This is a genomic window from Rahnella sp. AA, assembly GCF_002834385.1.
In the GTDB taxonomy this organism is placed as follows: Bacteria; Pseudomonadota; Gammaproteobacteria; order Enterobacterales; family Enterobacteriaceae; genus Rahnella.
Window position 1 is genome coordinate 428,381 of record NZ_PITQ01000001.1, and the last position, 16,137, is coordinate 444,517.

Below are 16,137 nucleotides of genomic sequence, written 5' to 3' on the forward strand. Positions count from 1 at the left end.
TATGTCTCAAGCCGCCCTGAATACCCGAGAGCGCGAGACGGCCGAAAACAACGGTCGTCGCAGTAACGGTGGCCAGCTGGCAGGGATCGTGTTTCTGCTGTTGGTAGTAGGAACAATTTTATGGAGTGCGTGGGCTGTTGTTGGCTGGATGCAGGATGCGAACCGGTTGCCGTTGTCCCAGCTTGTGGTTACGGGGGAACGTCATTACACGACCAATGATGATATTCGTCAGGCGATTCTGTCCTTAGGGGCACCGGGAACGTTCATGACGCAGGATGTAAACGTCATTCAGCAGCAGATTGAGCGTTTACCCTGGATAAAACAGGTCAGCGTACGTAAGCAATGGCCGAATGAATTGAAGATACACCTGGTGGAGTATGTGCCGGTCGCACACTGGAATGATCTGCATATGGTTGATGCCGATGGCAAATCATTCAGCATACCCGCTGAACGTGTGGTCAAACAGAAAATGCCGTTGCTTTACGGTCCGGAAGGCAGCGAACAGGATGTTTTGCAGGGCTTTCAAACGATGAGCCAGACGCTTGCCGTCGGGAAATTCACGCTGAAAGCAGTAGCAATGAGTGCGCGTCACTCGTGGCAGTTAACTCTGGATAATGACGTCCGGCTGGAATTGGGAAGAGATGACCGGATGGGGCGTTTACAGCGTTTTATCGAGCTTTACCCGCGATTCCAGCAACAGGCAGAAGCCGATAAAAAACGCATCACTTATGTCGATTTACGTTACGACAGCGGTGCGTCAGTAGGCTGGGCGCCAGAGTTTATTGACCAGCAAAACAGTAATCAGCAACAGAATCAGGCACAGGCTAAACAACAATGATCAAGTCGACGGACAGAAAACTGGTAGTTGGGCTGGAAATCGGTACGGCAAAGGTTGCCGCATTGGTGGGGGAAGTTCTGCCCGATGGCATGGTCAATATTATCGGTGTGGGCAGTTGCCCGTCCCGTGGCATGGACAAGGGTGGAGTGAATGATCTGGAATCGGTGGTGAAATGCGTACAGCGCGCCATCGATCAGGCTGAACTGATGGCGGATTGCCAGATTTCCTCTGTTTACCTTGCTTTGTCCGGTAAACATATCAGTTGCCAGAATGAAATAGGGATGGTTCCTATTTCAGAAGAGGAAGTCACGCAGGAAGATGTAGAGAACGTTGTGCATACCGCGAAATCGGTTCGCGTACGTGACGAACATCGTGTTCTGCATGTGATTCCTCAGGAATATGCCATTGATTATCAGGAAGGGATCAAAAACCCCGTCGGACTTTCCGGCGTGCGTATGCAGGCAAAAGTTCACCTGATTACCTGCCATAACGATATGGCAAAGAACATTGTGAAAGCGGTTGAACGCTGTGGCTTGAAAGTTGACCAGCTGATTTTTGCCGGTCTGGCAGCCAGTTATGCGGTTCTGACCGAAGATGAGCGCGAATTAGGGGTCTGTGTCGTCGATATTGGTGGTGGAACCATGGATATCGCGGTTTATACCGGCGGCGCACTACGTCATACTAAGGTTATCCCTTATGCAGGGAACGTGGTCACCAGCGACATCGCTTATGCGTTTGGAACGCCACCGACCGATGCCGAAGCTATCAAAGTTCGCCACGGTTGTGCATTAGGTTCGATTGTCGGCAAAGACGAAAACGTCGAAGTGCCGAGCGTAGGCGGACGTCCGCCACGCAGTCTGCAACGTCAGACACTGGCTGAAGTCATCGAGCCTCGTTACACAGAATTGCTGAATTTAGTGAACGACGAAATTTTGCAATTGCAGGAGCAGTTACGTCAGCAGGGCGTAAAACATCATCTGGCCGCAGGTATTGTTTTGACAGGCGGTGCAGCACAAATTGATGGTCTGGCAGCTTGTGCGCAGCGGGTATTCCATACCCAGGTGCGTATCGGGCAACCTCTGAACATCACAGGGCTGACAGATTATGCGCAGGAACCTTACTACTCAACGGCTGTAGGGCTGCTGCACTATGGTAAAGAGTCTCACCTGAGCGGTGAGGCCGAAGTGGAAAAACGCGCCTCAGTGGGCAACTGGTTCAAACGAATCAACAGCTGGCTGAGAAAAGAGTTTTAATGTTTTAACAACGGGATCATGCTGTTATGGCTTTTGGTCCCGACGCGACAGGCACAAAACGGAGAGAAACTATGTTTGAACCTATGGAACTGACCAACGACGCGGTGATTAAAGTCATCGGCGTCGGCGGTGGCGGCGGTAACGCTGTCGAACACATGGTGCGTGAACGCATCGAAGGTGTTGAATTCTTTGCCGTTAATACAGACGCCCAGGCGTTGCGTAAAACGGCTGTAGGCCAGACGATTCAGATCGGTAGCGGTATTACCAAAGGTCTGGGTGCTGGTGCGAACCCTGAAGTGGGTCGCAATTCTGCAGAAGAAGACCGTGAAGCCCTGCGCGCTGCGCTTGAAGGTGCCGACATGGTCTTTATTGCAGCGGGCATGGGCGGCGGTACCGGTACCGGTGCTGCACCAGTAGTCGCTGAAGTTGCAAAAGATTTGGGTATTCTGACCGTTGCTGTCGTGACTAAGCCTTTCAACTTTGAAGGCAAGAAGCGCATGGCATTTGCGGAGCAGGGTATCGCTGAACTGTCCAAGCATGTGGACTCCCTGATCACAATCCCGAACGATAAGCTGTTGAAAGTTCTGGGTCGCGGCATCTCTCTGCTGGACGCCTTCGGTGCGGCCAACGACGTGCTGAAAGGCGCGGTGCAGGGTATCGCTGAGCTGATCACCCGTCCGGGTCTGATGAACGTCGACTTTGCTGACGTGCGCACTGTAATGTCCGAAATGGGTTATGCCATGATGGGTTCCGGCGTGGCATGTGGTGAAGACCGTGCTGAAGAAGCGGCTGAAATGGCGATCTCCAGCCCGTTGCTGGAAGACATCGACTTGTCTGGTGCGCGCGGCGTTCTTGTCAACATTACAGCGGGCTTCGACCTGCGTCTGGATGAATTCGAAACCGTGGGTAACACTATCCGTGCTTTCGCTTCTGACAACGCAACCGTGGTTATCGGGACTTCCCTTGACCCGGAAATGAATGACGAATTGCGTGTTACCGTGGTTGCGACCGGTATCGGCATGGACAAACGTCCTGAGATCACTTTGGTGACCAACAAGCCAGCCAGCCAGCCAGTGATGGATCACCGTTACCAGCAGCACGGGATGTCTCCGTTGCCGCAGGAAACCAAGCCAGCGGCTAAAGTGGTGAATGATCAAAGCGCGCAATCTAATAAAGAGCCCGACTATTTGGACATCCCGGCCTTCCTGCGTAAGCAGGCAGACTAGTCCGAATTGTAGGATCTCCGCTCTTTGTGCTAAACTGTCCCACCGATCTTAAGGTAAGCTTAGGTCGGTTGGATGGATAACATTGCGAGATAAATACGATGATCAAACAACGTACATTAAAACGTATCGTTCAGGCGACGGGCGTCGGTTTGCATACCGGCAAGAAAGTCACCCTGACTCTGCGTCCTGCACCGGCAAATACCGGGGTCATCTATCGTCGCACTGACTTGAATCCACCGGTTGATTTCCCGGCAGATGCAAAATCCGTGCGTGATACCATGCTCTGTACTTGTCTGGTTAATGAGCATGACGTACGTATTTCTACGGTTGAACACCTTAATGCAGCATTAGCGGGGCTGGGCATTGATAACATTGTTATCGAAGTCGATGCGCCTGAAGTGCCCATTATGGACGGTAGCGCTGCGCCTTTTGTCTATCTTTTGATGGATGCAGGGATCGAAGAACTGAAAAGCGCGAAGAAATTCCTGCGCATCAAAGAAACCGTGCGTGTTGAAGATGGTGATAAGTGGGCAGAGTTCAAACCATTCAATGGTTTCTCTCTGGATTTCACTATCGACTTCAATCACCCGGCGATTGATTCCAGTTCACAGCGTTACAAAATGAACTTCTCCGCAGAAGCATTTGTTCGCCAAATCAGCCGTGCACGTACTTTTGGTTTCATGCGTGATATCGAGTATCTGCAGTCACGCGGTTTGTGCCTGGGTGGCAGCTTTGATTGCGCGATTGTTGTGGATGATTACCGAGTGCTTAACGAAGATGGTCTGCGCTTTGAAGACGAATTCGTTCGTCACAAAATGCTTGATGCTATCGGCGACCTGTTTATGTGTGGACATAACATCATTGGTGCGTTTACCGCATTCAAGTCCGGCCACGCGTTGAACAACAAGTTATTGCAAGCGGTACTGGCTAAGCAGGAAGCCTGGGAATTAGTTACCTTCCAGGATGAAGCTGAAATGCCTGTGGCTTTTAAAGCACCTTCTACAGTATTGGCGTAATCGGTACTGATATCATTACTTATTACGACTGGTTGTTTTGGCACCCTCTCCGGCCAATTCTGCCAGTCGTTCTAATGCTTTTCTCAGTTTTTCCGGGCTACGGCTCGCAAGCCCTCGCAATTCTTCCGCACTCTGTGCACTCAAATGCCTGACCGGCATCGATTCAGAAGCGTTCGCTTTATTTTTAACCGCAATCTGCGAAGCATTTTCCATTTTCGCCATGAGCGAAGGATTAATCCTGATGTCGATTGATGACAATGATGGTAGAATTTGCGCTCGAAGTGCAGAGAGTAATGCGGGTTGTTCATAGCGTAAGCGCATCATCCAACTGGCATTAGCTATCTCAAGTACTAAAACTCCCTGTCGATAATTACCGACACGACACCATGGTTGCATGGGCGCCGGTAACAGACCTTTCACTGCGCGGTTTAGTTTTAATAACGCCGCCGCACGCTGTTGAACAATACGCAGCGGGCTTTGCTCTGTGGAAGAGGCATCATCGAACAGGATATCTAATAATTGTGGGCGGCTATCGCGCATGATGGGCTCCGGCGGATTGTAAACGTGTGATTGGCATTCTAAATCGTTGGCGACAATTTGGCAGAAGGTATTTTTGGCCGCATCTCCTGTTGGGGATGGTCGCGGCGAGCCTTGGCGTGTCAACGAACCTCTCGCAAACGGAACTGCCTGCGGTTCCCAATACGTCCTCAAGTCTAAACCGACTTAACATCGGCAGTACAGGGCTGAGTAACCTCGCGTTGCTCCAGGCAAATCGCCGCCCGTCTTTCGGTGTGGATTACTGGCAGCAGCATGCACTGCGCACGGTCATCCGTCATCTTTCTTTTGCGCTGGCGCCGCAGGTGGTTTACACCACAGCCCAACCTGAAATTGTCGCGCAGGCAGCAGAACCTCTTCATGTACAGCAGCTCGCGTTGCTGGTGACCCTGAACGCATTACTGACGCATGAGTCCAAACCGCCGGTTATCATCCGTTACACGCAACAACCTTTCCTGAATTTCTCTTCATCACATCAAACCGGACTGTGGTTAGCACAGGTGCAAGGCATTCGTGCCGGCCCGGTCTTCCTGATTTAACAGACTGTAAATTTAAACTCTATCTATAAATCAACAAATTAGTGGCTGCGTTAGGTGGCCTCCAAGAGATATTAAGCATCATGTTAATCAAATTATTGACCAAAGTTTTTGGTAGCCGTAACGATCGTACACTGCGCCGCATGCGTAAAGTTGTGGAACTTATTGGCCGCATGGAACCTGAAATTCAGAAGCTTACTGACGAGCAACTGAGAGCTAAAACTGATGAGTTCCGTGAGCGTCTGGCAAAAGGCGAAGTTCTGGAGACCCTGATCCCGGAAGCGTTTGCAGTGGTTCGCGAATCCAGTAAACGTGTGTTCGGCATGCGTCACTTCGACGTCCAGTTGCTCGGCGGTATGGTACTGAACGAGCGTTGCATCGCAGAAATGCGCACCGGTGAAGGTAAAACGCTGACCGCAACGTTGCCGGCTTACCTGAACGCACTGAGCGGTAAAGGTGTTCACGTTGTCACCGTCAACGACTACTTAGCTCAGCGTGACGCCGAAAATAACCGCCCATTGTTCGAGTTCCTCGGTCTGAGCATCGGGATTAACCTGCCGGGCATGCCTTCTCCGGCTAAGCGCGCTGCTTACGCTGCCGACATCACTTACGGTACAAACAACGAATACGGCTTTGACTACCTGCGCGATAACATGGCTTTCAGCCCGGAAGAACGCGTTCAGCGTAAACTGCATTACGCGCTGGTGGATGAGGTTGACTCCATCCTGATCGATGAAGCACGTACTCCGCTGATCATTTCCGGTCCGGCAGAAGACAGTTCAGAAATGTACACCCGCGTTGACAAACTGATCCCTAAACTGATCCGTCAGGAAAAAGAAGACTCCGACACCTTCCAGGGTGAAGGCCACTTCTCTGTGGACGAAAAAGCGCGTCAGGTTCATCTGACCGAACGTGGCCTGGTTCTGATTGAAGAAATGCTGGTTGATGCAGGCATCATGGAAGAGGGCGAATCTCTGTATTCCCCGACCAACATTATGCTGATGCATCACGTGACCGCCGCACTGCGTGCGCACGTGCTGTTCACCCGCGATGTCGATTACATCGTGAAAGACGGTGAAGTTATCATCGTTGACGAACACACCGGTCGTACCATGCAGGGGCGCCGCTGGTCTGATGGCTTGCATCAGGCAGTGGAAGCGAAAGAAGGCGTCGATATTCAAAACGAAAACCAGACGCTGGCTTCTATCACCTTCCAGAACTACTTCCGTCTGTATGAAAAACTGGCCGGTATGACCGGTACTGCGGATACTGAAGCGTTCGAATTCAGCTCCATCTACAAGCTGGATACCATCGTTGTGCCAACGAACCGCCCTATGGTGCGAAAAGACATGGCCGACCTGGTGTACATGACCGAAATGGAAAAAATTGGCGCGATTATCGAAGATATCCGTCAGTGTACTGCCAAAGGCCAGCCGGTTCTGGTGGGGACTATTTCGATTGAGAAATCCGAAGTCGTTTCCAACGAACTGACTAAAGCAGGCATCGCGCACAGCGTGCTGAACGCCAAGTTCCACGCAAAAGAAGCAGATATCGTCGCACAGGCGGGCCAGCCGAGCGCGGTAACCATCGCCACCAACATGGCCGGCCGTGGTACGGATATCGTGCTGGGCGGCAGCTGGCAGGTTGAAGTTGAAAACCTGGGCGAAGAAGCCACCGACGAGAAAATCGCTGAAATTAAAGCGGCATGGCAGATTCGTCACGATGCCGTATTGGCTTCCGGTGGTTTGCATATTATCGGTACCGAGCGTCACGAATCTCGCCGTATCGATAACCAGTTGCGTGGCCGTGCAGGTCGCCAGGGTGATGCCGGTTCATCCCGCTTCTATCTGTCCATGGAAGATGCCCTGATGCGCATTTTTGCTTCTGACCGTGTGTCGAGCATGATGCGTAAACTGGGTATGAAACCGGGCGAAGCGATTGAGCATCCTTGGGTGACCAAAGCGATTGCCAATGCTCAGCGTAAAGTTGAAAGCCGTAACTTTGATATTCGTAAGCAATTGCTGGAATATGATGATGTTGCCAGCGATCAGCGTCGCGCGATCTACAGCCAGCGTAACGAATTGCTGGATGTGTCCGACGTGAGCGAAACCATCGCCAGCATCCGTGAGGACGTGTTTAAAGCGACTATCGACAGTTACATTCCACCGCAGTCTTTGGAAGAAATGTGGGATGTGCAGGGCCTGGAAGAACGCCTGAAAAAAGACTTCGAGCTGGAAATGCCGATTGCAGAATGGCTGGATAAAGAGCCTGAACTGCATGAAGAAACCCTGCGCGAACGTATTATGGAAATCGCGAAAGAATCTTACGCCCGTAAAGAAGAAATAGTTGGCGCAGAAATGATGCGTAACTTCGAGAAAGGTGTGATGCTGCAAACGCTTGATTCCCTGTGGAAAGAACATCTGGCAGCGATGGACTATCTGCGTCAGGGTATCCATTTACGTGGCTATGCGCAGAAAGATCCTAAGCAGGAATACAAACGCGAATCCTTTGCTATGTTTGCCGCCATGCTGGAATCACTTAAATATGAAGTGGTCAGCGTGCTGAGTAAAGTTCAGGTTCGTATGCCTGAAGAAATTGAAGCAATGGAGATTCAGCGCCGCGAAGAAGCCGAGCATCTGGCCCGCCAGCAGCAGCTAAGCCATCAGGATCAGCAGGAAATTGAAGTGGCTGAAGCTGCACGACTTGCCGCATCCGGCGAGCGCAAAGTGGGTCGTAACGATCTCTGCCCATGTGGTTCAGGCAAAAAATACAAACAATGCCATGGCCGCCTGCAAAAGTAAGATCTCAGGCTAAGTCATCGTGTTAATCTAAAAGGCGGCTAATCACCGCCTTTATTTTTGTCTAAAAATTCTTATATAAGATAGTCATTACAGTCAGTCAATAGGTGGAAAAGTGACGCTTAAACAACTGAATATCGCAGCCGGTATTATCCGGAATTCAGCTAAAGAAATCTTTATCACTCAGCGTGATGCGTCATCGCACATGGCGGGTTTTTGGGAATTTCCGGGCGGTAAAATCGAAGCTGGCGAGACGCCTGAGCAGGCTGTTATTCGTGAGTTGCAGGAAGAAGTGGGTATTGACGCAGAAGCGCCCGTGTTGCTGAAAACCCTTGAACACCGGTTTCCGGATCGTATTATCACGCTTTACTTCTTTTTGGTGGAAGAATGGCAGGGCGAGCCATATGGAAAAGAAGGACAACCAAAGCGCTGGGTTAAACAGTCCGAACTGAAAGCGGAAGAGTTTCCTCCTGCCAACGAAGCCATCGTGAACGCGCTTAAAAACAGCCAACTCTGATGATTTGAGAATGAGATTGTTCACAAAAAAAGGGGCTATGCCCCTTTTATCGTTACTGAATGCCAGCGTTAAATCTCTTCTTCGCTCCACTCGTCCAGATCGTTCACATCCCCTTTGCTCGGAATGCGTTTTTCTTCATCTGCCCACTCGCCGAGATCGATAAGCTGACAGCGTTTCGAACAAAAAGGGCGGTAAGGGCTTTCTTCGCCCCAGACAACTGTTTTGTTACAAGTCGGGCAATTTACTTCAATAATTTCGGGATCCATTTGCAACTCCTAGCAGCAGGCAAGTTCAAAATTCAGTCGTGCCGGAACCACGCCATGTTCGCTGTCGAGTGGTAAGAAACGAATGGCATAACGGGTTTTGTGCCCGGAAACTTGCGGGTAAAGCTGGTTTTCCATCGAGAGGCGCAAGCGTAACAGGTCTGCGCCTTCTGCGTTATCCTGGAAAAAGCCATTCAGGCTGATTTGGTTACGGAAAGCGCCGGACTGGCGAATTAAACCCAGTACCATGGTGAGCGAGTTGTTGAGTGGCGCCAGTGCTTCAAGCCAGTTCTGAACTTCATTGTCACGCTGGGATTGTGCCAGATGCAGCCAGATATGCAGCGTCGGTAAATCAAAACTGCAACAACCACCGGGAATACTCAGGCGCTGTCGAACCAGCGCAATCAGACGATCTTCTTTCAGTGCCTGTCCAATTCTCGGTGCTTTCATCAGCACAGAGGCACACTGTTTTAGTTCGGAACGCAATCCGTCAATCCGTGATGGATCCACACCCGGAACATCCTGCCATTGAGATAATTTCTGTTGCTGACGTTCCAGCTCTTTCAGCAAATCGGTGCGGACTTCTCCACGTTCCAGCACGTCCAGCAAGTCAGACGCAGTGCGGAAAAACAGGAGTGCCGAAGCCGCAGCAGTGATTTGTGCATTAGCATGCATCTGCTGTAGCAGAAATTCGATACGCAACCAGGTACGCATTTTTTCATTCAGAGGATGTTCAAAAAGAACGGTTGCAGCTACATCAGTCATGCTCAGCAATATCCTGTCTGTTTTCGCCCGCCGCCAGTTTCAGATAAAGGCGATGTAATTGGGCTACACGCGGTTCGATCATATGGGGATCTCCGCTGTTATCAATAACGTCATCTGCGCAGGCCAGGCGTTTTTCACGGCTTACCTGCGCGGCAATAATATTTTCAGCTTGCTGGCGGTCAACGCCGTCACGCAGCATAGTGCGGGAAAGCTGAATGTGTGGCTCGACGTCCACCACCAGAACGCGATCGGCCTGCGTTTGTAATCCATTTTCAAGCAGCAATGGGACGACCCAAAGCACATAAGGCGTATCCGCCAGTGCAATGAGTTGCTGCGTCCGGGCATGAATAATAGGGTGCAATAATTTATTAACCCACTCTTTTTCAAGCGGATGACTAAAGATGCGCTCCCGCAATGCCGGACGGTTCAGCGAGCCATCGCCAAGAATAATACTTTTGCCAAATTTTTTGACCAGTTCCTCCAACGCCTGTTCACCCGGAGCAACGACCTGGCGGGCAATAATATCTGCATCGACAATGGTTATTCCATGTTGGGCAAAGCTTTCAGCAACGGTACTCTTACCGCTACCGATACCTCCGGTCAATGCAACGATATAGCTCATACGGGCGCTCTGATAAAATTAGTCAGGTAAATGATAAAGAGATTATGAGTAAGTGCAAGCCGCCGTCGTCTTGGTTTTGATGCGGAAAATTATTCATCAGTGCAATCAAAAGTCTGTGATGTGCGTTATAAAAGCCATCTTGCCGTTGTCATTTTCCTGTGTATGATAAAACCACTGGAAAGGGTGTCTAAAATTTTTTGTATGCCCTAGCGATCCGTCGCCAAACCAGGACAAAACCGTAATGCGTATTGAAGAAGATTTGAAATTAGGTTTTAAAGACGTACTTATCCGCCCTAAACGCTCCACTCTCAAAAGCCGTTCCGAAGTTGAACTGGAACGCACATTCACATTCAAACACTCTGGTATCAGCTGGTCCGGCACCCCGATTATCGCTGCCAATATGGACACTGTGGGTACTTTTCGCATGGCAACGGTATTAGCGTCCTTTGGTTTGCTGACTGCAGTACACAAACATTACAGCGTCGAACAATGGCAGGCTTTTATCACTTCCGCTGACGAGTCAGTATTACGAAATGTGATGGTATCAACCGGGACGTCTGAAGCTGATTTTGTGAAAACACTGCGAATTCTCGCACTTTGTCCGCTGCTGAAATTTGTCTGCCTTGACGTCGCTAACGGTTATTCCGAACATTTCGTTGGTTTCTTGCAACGTGTTCGTGAAGCCTGCCCGGACAAAGTTATTTGCGCCGGTAATGTGGTCACGGGCGAAATGGTCGAAGAGCTGATTCTCTCCGGCGCAGATATCGTTAAAGTTGGTATCGGCCCGGGGTCGGTATGTACTACCCGTGTGAAAACCGGTGTGGGCTACCCGCAACTTTCTGCCGTTATCGAATGCGCAGATGCCGCTCACGGGCTGGGCGGGCAAATCGTCAGTGACGGCGGTTGTGCAGTTCCTGGCGATGTAGCGAAAGCTTTTGGCGGCGGTGCAGACTTCGTGATGCTTGGCGGTATGCTGGCAGCACACGAAGAATGTGAAGGCACCGTTGTTGAAGAAAATGGCGAGAAATTTATGCTCTTCTACGGCATGAGCTCAGAATCTGCCATGAAACGCCACGTTGGCGGTGTCGCCGAATATCGCGCTGCGGAAGGCAAAACCGTAAAACTGCCTTTGCGTGGCCCGGTTGAGAATACTGTGCGCGACATTCTTGGCGGCCTGCGTTCTGCCTGTACCTATGTCGGTGCAGAACGCCTCAAAGAGCTGACAAAACGTACTACCTTTATTCGTGTCGCAGAGCAGGAAAACCGCCTGTTCGGCACTAAATAAACCGGAAAAATGACCCGCGGCGGAACGTATTTTCGCCGCCTTTATTTTGCCCGCGCCACCGTCATCCCATTACTGAGCCCAGCTGAAAAATGGGCAAATACATCGCAATGACTAGCCCGCCAACAATTACCCCCATTACCGCCATCAGTACCGGCTCAATCGTCTGAGATAACGTATCCGCCAGCGAATTGGCTTTTTCATTATGCAAATGTGCAAGCTTGAGCATCAGATCATCCAAAGAACCTGACTCTTCACCTATTTTTATCAGTTGATGACACAAAGCCGGGAATCTGGGGGATCCGGTAAAGGCTTTATGCAAAGGGACTCCTTGCATAATTTGCTCACGTATCTGGATCAGGGATGCTTGAAAATGAAGATTGGAGATTGAAGAAGATGCTGCGGCCAGGCCTGAAATCAATGTCATTCCTGCCTGTTGTGTCATTGCCAGTGTCTGAAAGATCTGGCTGAGGCAACTGTCTGTAACCAGTCGTGAAGCCAGTGGTAATCTGAGTAATAACATTTGTTCACGCAGTTTCCAACGCGGGTGCGGATGTAGTTTTCGCAAATAGCCAAAACAGCAGAGCGACACAATTCCTGCCAGCCATGGGCCAATGTGAATTAGAACATCGGATGTGTTAATCAGCATGCGTGTAAACCAGGGAAGTTCGGCATCAAAAGAAGCATAGATTTTAGCAAATTCAGGCAGAACTAAAGTCAGCATCAACAGAGTAACTATTGTGGCTATGACGCTGACGATTAGCGGATAACGCAGTGCCTTTTTCACTTTTACCCTAAGCGCCATCTGTTGTTCCTGCTGGGTTGCCAGCTGTAAACAGCACTTGTCCAGCTGACCGGTCAGTTCACCAATTGAAATTATTTGTGGGTAGATATCTGGGAAAACGTCCGGATAAACCAAAATCATCTCTGATAAAGGTTTCCCTTCCCTGACTCCTTTGGCGATATTTGACAATACGCAATGCCATGCCGGTTTTGAGTGCTCATTCGCCAGTAACGTCAAACTATTAACCAGCGGCAGGCCCGCCTGTAAGAGTGTTGAAAGTTGTCTGACAAAGGCCACGCGCTCCTGGTTTTTCCAGAAGCGTTTTGTCAGACGTTGCTTCATCCGGATGTTTAGCGGTTGTAAACCCGCAGTAAAAAGCTCCTGATAAATGTTTTTTTTATTCTGCTCAATGATGTTGCCTTGCTGGATGCACCCGGAGGGGTCAATAGCCTGCCACTGGTAAAGCCGCCATTTGTAAGAAAGTGCTGTCGCTTCTTTCATGCACCAGCACCTTCTTCACCGGTGACACGATAGAGTTCCTCAAGAGATGTGATTCCTTGTTCCACCAGTAGCATCCCCGCTTCCTGCAAGGTTTTTTGCCCTTGCTCCCGGGCTATTTTGCTAAGTTCATTAACATTTGCCTCTGCCACCAGTGCCTGCTGTAAGCGCGGAGTGACGTTCAGGATTTCATAAATTCCGATTCGGCCGTAATAGCCGGAAAAACATTGGTGGCAGCCTGAAGGGAGCCACAGTTGCATATGTCCGCCCTGACCATCGGGCGTTTTTTCAACCAGTGAGATATGCGGCTTCCTGCAATGCGGGCAGAGTTTACGCACCAGACGTTGAGCAATCACAAGACGCAAACTGGCTGCGATGTGAAAGCCTTCAATGCCCATTTGCCGAAGCCGGATCAGCGTTTCGCAAGTCGAATTAGTATGCAACGTTGAAAGTACCAGATGCCCGGTTTGGGCTGCTTTCACCGCGATTTCCGCAGTCTCTTTATCCCTAATCTCACCGACCATAATTACATCGGGATCCTGTCGTAGCATTGCGCGCAGCACACTGGCAAAGCTGAGATCTGTTTTGCTGTTGATTTGAGTTTGATTGATACCGCTAACTGGAATTTCGACAGGATCCTCCACACTGCAAATATTGCGAGAAATGGCATTCAGGTCTCGTAATCCACTGTAAAGTGTCACCGTTTTCCCACTCCCTGTCGGACCGGTGACCAGAATCAGCCCTTGCGGGTGTTTGAGTGCAGCTCTGAAATATTCCAAATCCCTCAGCGTAAATCCCAACTGTGACATTGGCAGATCTTGCTGAGCCATGTGCAAAATGCGCAATACTATTTTTTCTCCATGCAGTGTGGGCAGGGAGGAAACACGCATTGAATAACGTTGATTTTGCAGCATGACCGAAAGCTGCCCATCTTGCGGCAATCTGCGTTCAGCAACGTTGAGTTGCCCCATAATTTTCAGCCGCGCGCACACGCTGGGAGCCATTGAAAATTCAGGGCCAGATAGTTCCTGCAAGACTCCATCAATCCGTATTCGTACCCTAAAACTGTGTTCGTAAGGCTCAAAATGTATGTCAGAAGCCCTGCGGAGGATCGCCTGTCTCAATATCTGATTGAGAATGTTAATCACGGGGGCATCGCTTTGGTCACTCAGCTCATTATTAGCGTCAATTCCTGAAGATACCTGGGAGGTTTCTGCTGATATTTGCTCCTTTACCTGCGGGCTCCCTTTTTCTATGACTTGTTCCAGACGTGCTTGTGGCCAGCGTTCGAGCTGAACTTTAAGGCCAGTGGCAAAACGCAGCATGTTGCCTAACGCTTCCGTTTCTGGTTCCGCTTCGTGACAGGCAACATGAATTGTCTGGCTGTCTCGATGCAAGATAACGGCTTTGTAGCGCTGGCAAAGTGCTTCGAGTGCGTCTTCATTCTGCAGCCCTTTTTGTGCAAAAGGGTTAAGTGGCATATCACTCATTTTGGCGCCCCTGAGGTATCAAAGCGGAAAACGCTTTCACAGGCTTCGACCATTGACGTATTGCTGGCGTTTGTACAATTTCGGCTCCAGATAATGCCGCCTGCCTGATTGTCGAGAACCGGTGTCATCAACACCATCAGGCCACTCAACGCCTGCTGGCCGGTGAGTGAAATAACACCTGAGTTCACTTGTATCAGGCTGACGTAACGGCTGGTGGCAGCAGCCGGGATCCCCTGACTCCCGGCGTTGCAACCTGTCAACGCCCCCGCATCGATCACACATAATTCGACACCAGTTTTGTAGGGCACCATCGCTTGCAGCATGTCGGTCATCGCTGCTTTCTGGATATAGCTTTGATAGGCGGGGATACCGATGGCGCTTAGGATCGCAATAATCGCGATCACGACCATCAGTTCAATGAGGGTAAATCCTTGTTGCCGGTGCATGGCGTTCTCCATTTATAGGGCTGCGTGTTTGTTGCTCGGCAGCAAACTAAATGGGGAAGAAATTTTCTTCCAGCGCCTTTGATGAGTTTTCCATTATGCCTTCCACGGTCTTTACCGGAGACGGCAAGCACGTCAAAATTTTTGCGGCATGTCTCGCAGCAATGAAAGGTCAATGCAAAAGAGGCTGGCGGTCAGAAGTGATGAGTGGGAGGGTAGCTCGGCAAGATGAAATAGACCGGAAAGAAGTCGTGTTGCCCCCGAAATGGAGTTCAGGGGCAATAGCGCAGAAATGTGATCAGCTAAAACGCATTGAGAGATCCATTGCGCGGACATGCTTGGTCAGTGCGCCTACGGAAATGTAATCCACGCCCGTTTCAGCGAATTCACGCAGTGTTTTTTCTGTAACGTTTCCGGAGACTTCAAGCAGAGCGCGGCCTGCGGTCAGAGCAACGCCTTCACGCATCATAGGGACGGTGAAGTTGTCGAGCATGATAATATCAGCGCTGGCATCCAGCGCCTGCTGGAGTTCGTCGAGTGATTCCACTTCTACTTCAACAGGAACATCCGCGTGGATCCACAATGCGCGTTCTACAGCAGCTTTAATCGAGCCGCAGGCAATAATGTGGTTTTCTTTGATAAGAAATGCATCGGCCAGGCCAAGACGGTGATTGCTTCCGCCACCGCACAGGACGGCATATTTCAGCGCCGTACGCAGCCCCGGTAAGGTTTTTCGCGTATCCAGCAGCCGGGTTTGGGTGCCTTCTAGGATTTTCACATAGTGATTTACTTCGGTAGCGACACCTGAAAGCGTCTGGACGAAATTCAGTGCGGTGCGTTCGCCAGTCAGCAGCATGCGGGCAGAACCGGTCAGTTCACACAATTTCTGATTTTCAGAAACGACGTCGCCGTCTTTGACGTGCCATTTTACCGAAACTTTATCACCGGCCAGTTGGTGGAAGACTTCATCCAGCCAGCGCTGGCCGCAAAAAATACCGGCTTCACGGGTGATGATCGTCGCGTTCGCTTCTTTATCCTGCGGCAGAAGTTGTGCGGTTAAGTCATTGTTGGCGTTGGCCTCGCCCCCGAGGTCTTCGCCAAGCGCCTGAGTGACAGTGGCAGGGATATCATGCTGAATACGTTCGAGTAACTGTGCGCGGCGACTTTCAGGGCTGTAGCTGCGTGTGGACATACAAATACTCCGAAATGGCGGATAAGAAGGACAAAAAAACATGCTACCCTGTTGCTGTG

The 16,137-nt window shown here is 50.5% G+C and carries 16 protein-coding genes; 8 read left to right on the forward strand and 8 right to left on the reverse strand.

The window, feature by feature from the left end:
* Position 1: 1 nt before the first annotated feature.
* The 4 genes from ftsQ to lpxC all read left to right on the forward strand — a co-directional run bounded on the left by ftsQ (position 2) and on the right by lpxC (position 4,333).
* A complete protein-coding gene (gene ftsQ / locus CWS43_RS01895; RefSeq protein ID WP_101075169.1) occupies positions 2 to 838 on the forward strand; it encodes a cell division protein FtsQ in 837 nt (278 codons plus the stop codon).
* Positions 835 to 2,091 carry a cell division protein FtsA gene (gene ftsA / locus CWS43_RS01900; protein WP_009634688.1) on the forward strand — a complete coding sequence of 419 codons (1,257 nt, stop codon included), beginning with the start codon at positions 835 to 837 and terminating at the stop codon, positions 2,089 to 2,091. The genes ftsQ and ftsA overlap by 4 nt, the downstream gene beginning before the upstream one ends.
* A 71-nt stretch (positions 2,092 to 2,162) precedes the next feature.
* Positions 2,163 to 3,317 (forward strand): cell division protein FtsZ, encoded by a 1,155-nt coding sequence (gene ftsZ / locus CWS43_RS01905; protein ID WP_013577005.1) that lies wholly within the window; start codon positions 2,163 to 2,165, stop codon positions 3,315 to 3,317.
* A 98-nt stretch (positions 3,318 to 3,415) separates the two neighbouring features.
* Positions 3,416 to 4,333 (forward strand): UDP-3-O-acyl-N-acetylglucosamine deacetylase, encoded by a 918-nt coding sequence (lpxC, locus tag CWS43_RS01910; RefSeq protein WP_101075170.1) that lies wholly within the window; start codon positions 3,416 to 3,418, stop codon positions 4,331 to 4,333.
* Positions 4,334 to 4,348: 15 nt separating this feature from the next.
* Here lpxC and CWS43_RS01915 read toward each other — a convergent pair whose 3' ends face one another.
* Positions 4,349 to 4,873 carry a DUF721 domain-containing protein gene (locus tag CWS43_RS01915; protein ID WP_101075171.1) on the reverse strand — a complete coding sequence of 175 codons (525 nt, stop codon included), beginning with the start codon at positions 4,871 to 4,873 and terminating at the stop codon, positions 4,349 to 4,351.
* Between the two features lie 26 nt (positions 4,874 to 4,899).
* Between CWS43_RS01915 and secM the strand changes: the two genes are divergently transcribed.
* The 3 genes from secM (at position 4,900) to mutT (ending at position 8,739) form a co-directional block, all read left to right on the forward strand.
* Positions 4,900 to 5,427: a secA translation cis-regulator SecM gene (secM, locus tag CWS43_RS01920; RefSeq protein ID WP_101075172.1), complete on the forward strand. Its 528-nt coding sequence runs from the start codon at positions 4,900 to 4,902 to the stop codon at positions 5,425 to 5,427.
* Positions 5,428 to 5,507: 80 nt separating this feature from the next.
* Positions 5,508 to 8,225, forward strand: a complete 2,718-nt coding sequence (gene secA, locus CWS43_RS01925; RefSeq protein WP_101075173.1) for a preprotein translocase subunit SecA — start codon at positions 5,508 to 5,510, stop codon at positions 8,223 to 8,225.
* Positions 8,226 to 8,337: 112 nt separating this feature from the next.
* Positions 8,338 to 8,739, forward strand: coding sequence for an 8-oxo-dGTP diphosphatase MutT (gene mutT / locus CWS43_RS01930; protein WP_101075174.1), 402 nt, complete (start codon positions 8,338 to 8,340; stop codon positions 8,737 to 8,739).
* Positions 8,740 to 8,807: 68 nt separating this feature from the next.
* Here mutT and yacG read toward each other — a convergent pair whose 3' ends face one another.
* From yacG to coaE, 3 genes are read right to left on the reverse strand one after another with little or no spacing between them, the layout of a single operon-like run.
* Positions 8,808 to 9,005, reverse strand: a complete 198-nt coding sequence (gene yacG / locus CWS43_RS01935) for a DNA gyrase inhibitor YacG (RefSeq protein WP_101075175.1) — start codon at positions 9,003 to 9,005, stop codon at positions 8,808 to 8,810.
* Positions 9,006 to 9,014: 9 nt separating this feature from the next.
* Positions 9,015 to 9,767, reverse strand: coding sequence for a cell division protein ZapD (gene zapD / locus CWS43_RS01940; RefSeq protein ID WP_101075176.1), 753 nt, complete (start codon positions 9,765 to 9,767; stop codon positions 9,015 to 9,017).
* Complete coding sequence (gene coaE / locus CWS43_RS01945) at positions 9,760 to 10,389, reverse strand: dephospho-CoA kinase (RefSeq protein ID WP_101075177.1); 630 nt, start codon at positions 10,387 to 10,389, stop codon at positions 9,760 to 9,762. The genes zapD and coaE overlap by 8 nt, the downstream gene beginning before the upstream one ends.
* A gap of 241 nt (positions 10,390 to 10,630) precedes the next feature.
* Here coaE and CWS43_RS01950 point away from each other — a divergent pair, with 241 nt between their 5' ends.
* Complete coding sequence (locus CWS43_RS01950) at positions 10,631 to 11,674, forward strand: GMP reductase (RefSeq protein WP_101075178.1); 1,044 nt, start codon at positions 10,631 to 10,633, stop codon at positions 11,672 to 11,674.
* A gap of 61 nt (positions 11,675 to 11,735) precedes the next feature.
* On the opposite strand, the gene hofC is transcribed toward CWS43_RS01950, so the two are convergent.
* The 4 genes from hofC to nadC form a co-directional block, all read right to left on the reverse strand.
* A complete protein-coding gene (gene hofC, locus CWS43_RS01955; protein WP_101075179.1) occupies positions 11,736 to 12,956 on the reverse strand; it encodes a protein transport protein HofC in 1,221 nt (406 codons plus the stop codon).
* Positions 12,953 to 14,443, reverse strand: coding sequence for a type II secretion system protein GspE (gspE, locus tag CWS43_RS01960; protein WP_101075180.1), 1,491 nt, complete (start codon positions 14,441 to 14,443; stop codon positions 12,953 to 12,955). Before gspE ends, hofC begins: the two co-directional genes overlap by 4 nt.
* On the reverse strand, positions 14,440 to 14,889 hold the full coding sequence (ppdD, locus tag CWS43_RS01965) for a prepilin peptidase-dependent pilin (RefSeq protein ID WP_101075181.1): 450 nt from the start codon (positions 14,887 to 14,889) through the stop codon (positions 14,440 to 14,442). Before ppdD ends, gspE begins: the two co-directional genes overlap by 4 nt.
* A 295-nt stretch (positions 14,890 to 15,184) precedes the next feature.
* Positions 15,185 to 16,078, reverse strand: a complete 894-nt coding sequence (gene nadC / locus CWS43_RS01970) for a carboxylating nicotinate-nucleotide diphosphorylase (protein ID WP_101075182.1) — start codon at positions 16,076 to 16,078, stop codon at positions 15,185 to 15,187.
* Between the last annotated feature and the right edge of the window lie 59 nt (positions 16,079 to 16,137).

What these genes read in the sequence shown, in the direction of transcription:
- yacG (WP_101075175.1), bottom strand. Translation starts at nt 9,005, where the DNA reads ATGGATCCCGAAATTATTGAAGTAAATTGCCCGACTTGTAACAAAACA.
- CWS43_RS01915 (WP_101075171.1), bottom strand. Translation starts at nt 4,873, where the DNA reads ATGCGCGATAGCCGCCCACAATTATTAGATATCCTGTTCGATGATGCC.
- ppdD (WP_101075181.1), bottom strand. Translation starts at nt 14,889, where the DNA reads ATGCACCGGCAACAAGGATTTACCCTCATTGAACTGATGGTCGTGATC.
- CWS43_RS01950 (WP_101075178.1), top strand. Translation starts at nt 10,631, where the DNA reads ATGCGTATTGAAGAAGATTTGAAATTAGGTTTTAAAGACGTACTTATC.
- ftsQ (WP_101075169.1), top strand. Translation starts at nt 2, where the DNA reads ATGTCTCAAGCCGCCCTGAATACCCGAGAGCGCGAGACGGCCGAAAAC.
- gspE (WP_101075180.1), bottom strand. Translation starts at nt 14,443, where the DNA reads ATGAGTGATATGCCACTTAACCCTTTTGCACAAAAAGGGCTGCAGAAT.
- hofC (WP_101075179.1), bottom strand. Translation starts at nt 12,956, where the DNA reads ATGAAAGAAGCGACAGCACTTTCTTACAAATGGCGGCTTTACCAGTGG.
- secA (WP_101075173.1), top strand. Translation starts at nt 5,508, where the DNA reads ATGTTAATCAAATTATTGACCAAAGTTTTTGGTAGCCGTAACGATCGT.
- lpxC (WP_101075170.1), top strand. Translation starts at nt 3,416, where the DNA reads ATGATCAAACAACGTACATTAAAACGTATCGTTCAGGCGACGGGCGTC.
- nadC (WP_101075182.1), bottom strand. Translation starts at nt 16,078, where the DNA reads ATGTCCACACGCAGCTACAGCCCTGAAAGTCGCCGCGCACAGTTACTC.
- ftsA (WP_009634688.1), top strand. Translation starts at nt 835, where the DNA reads ATGATCAAGTCGACGGACAGAAAACTGGTAGTTGGGCTGGAAATCGGT.
- zapD (WP_101075176.1), bottom strand. Translation starts at nt 9,767, where the DNA reads ATGACTGATGTAGCTGCAACCGTTCTTTTTGAACATCCTCTGAATGAA.
- coaE (WP_101075177.1), bottom strand. Translation starts at nt 10,389, where the DNA reads ATGAGCTATATCGTTGCATTGACCGGAGGTATCGGTAGCGGTAAGAGT.
- ftsZ (WP_013577005.1), top strand. Translation starts at nt 2,163, where the DNA reads ATGTTTGAACCTATGGAACTGACCAACGACGCGGTGATTAAAGTCATC.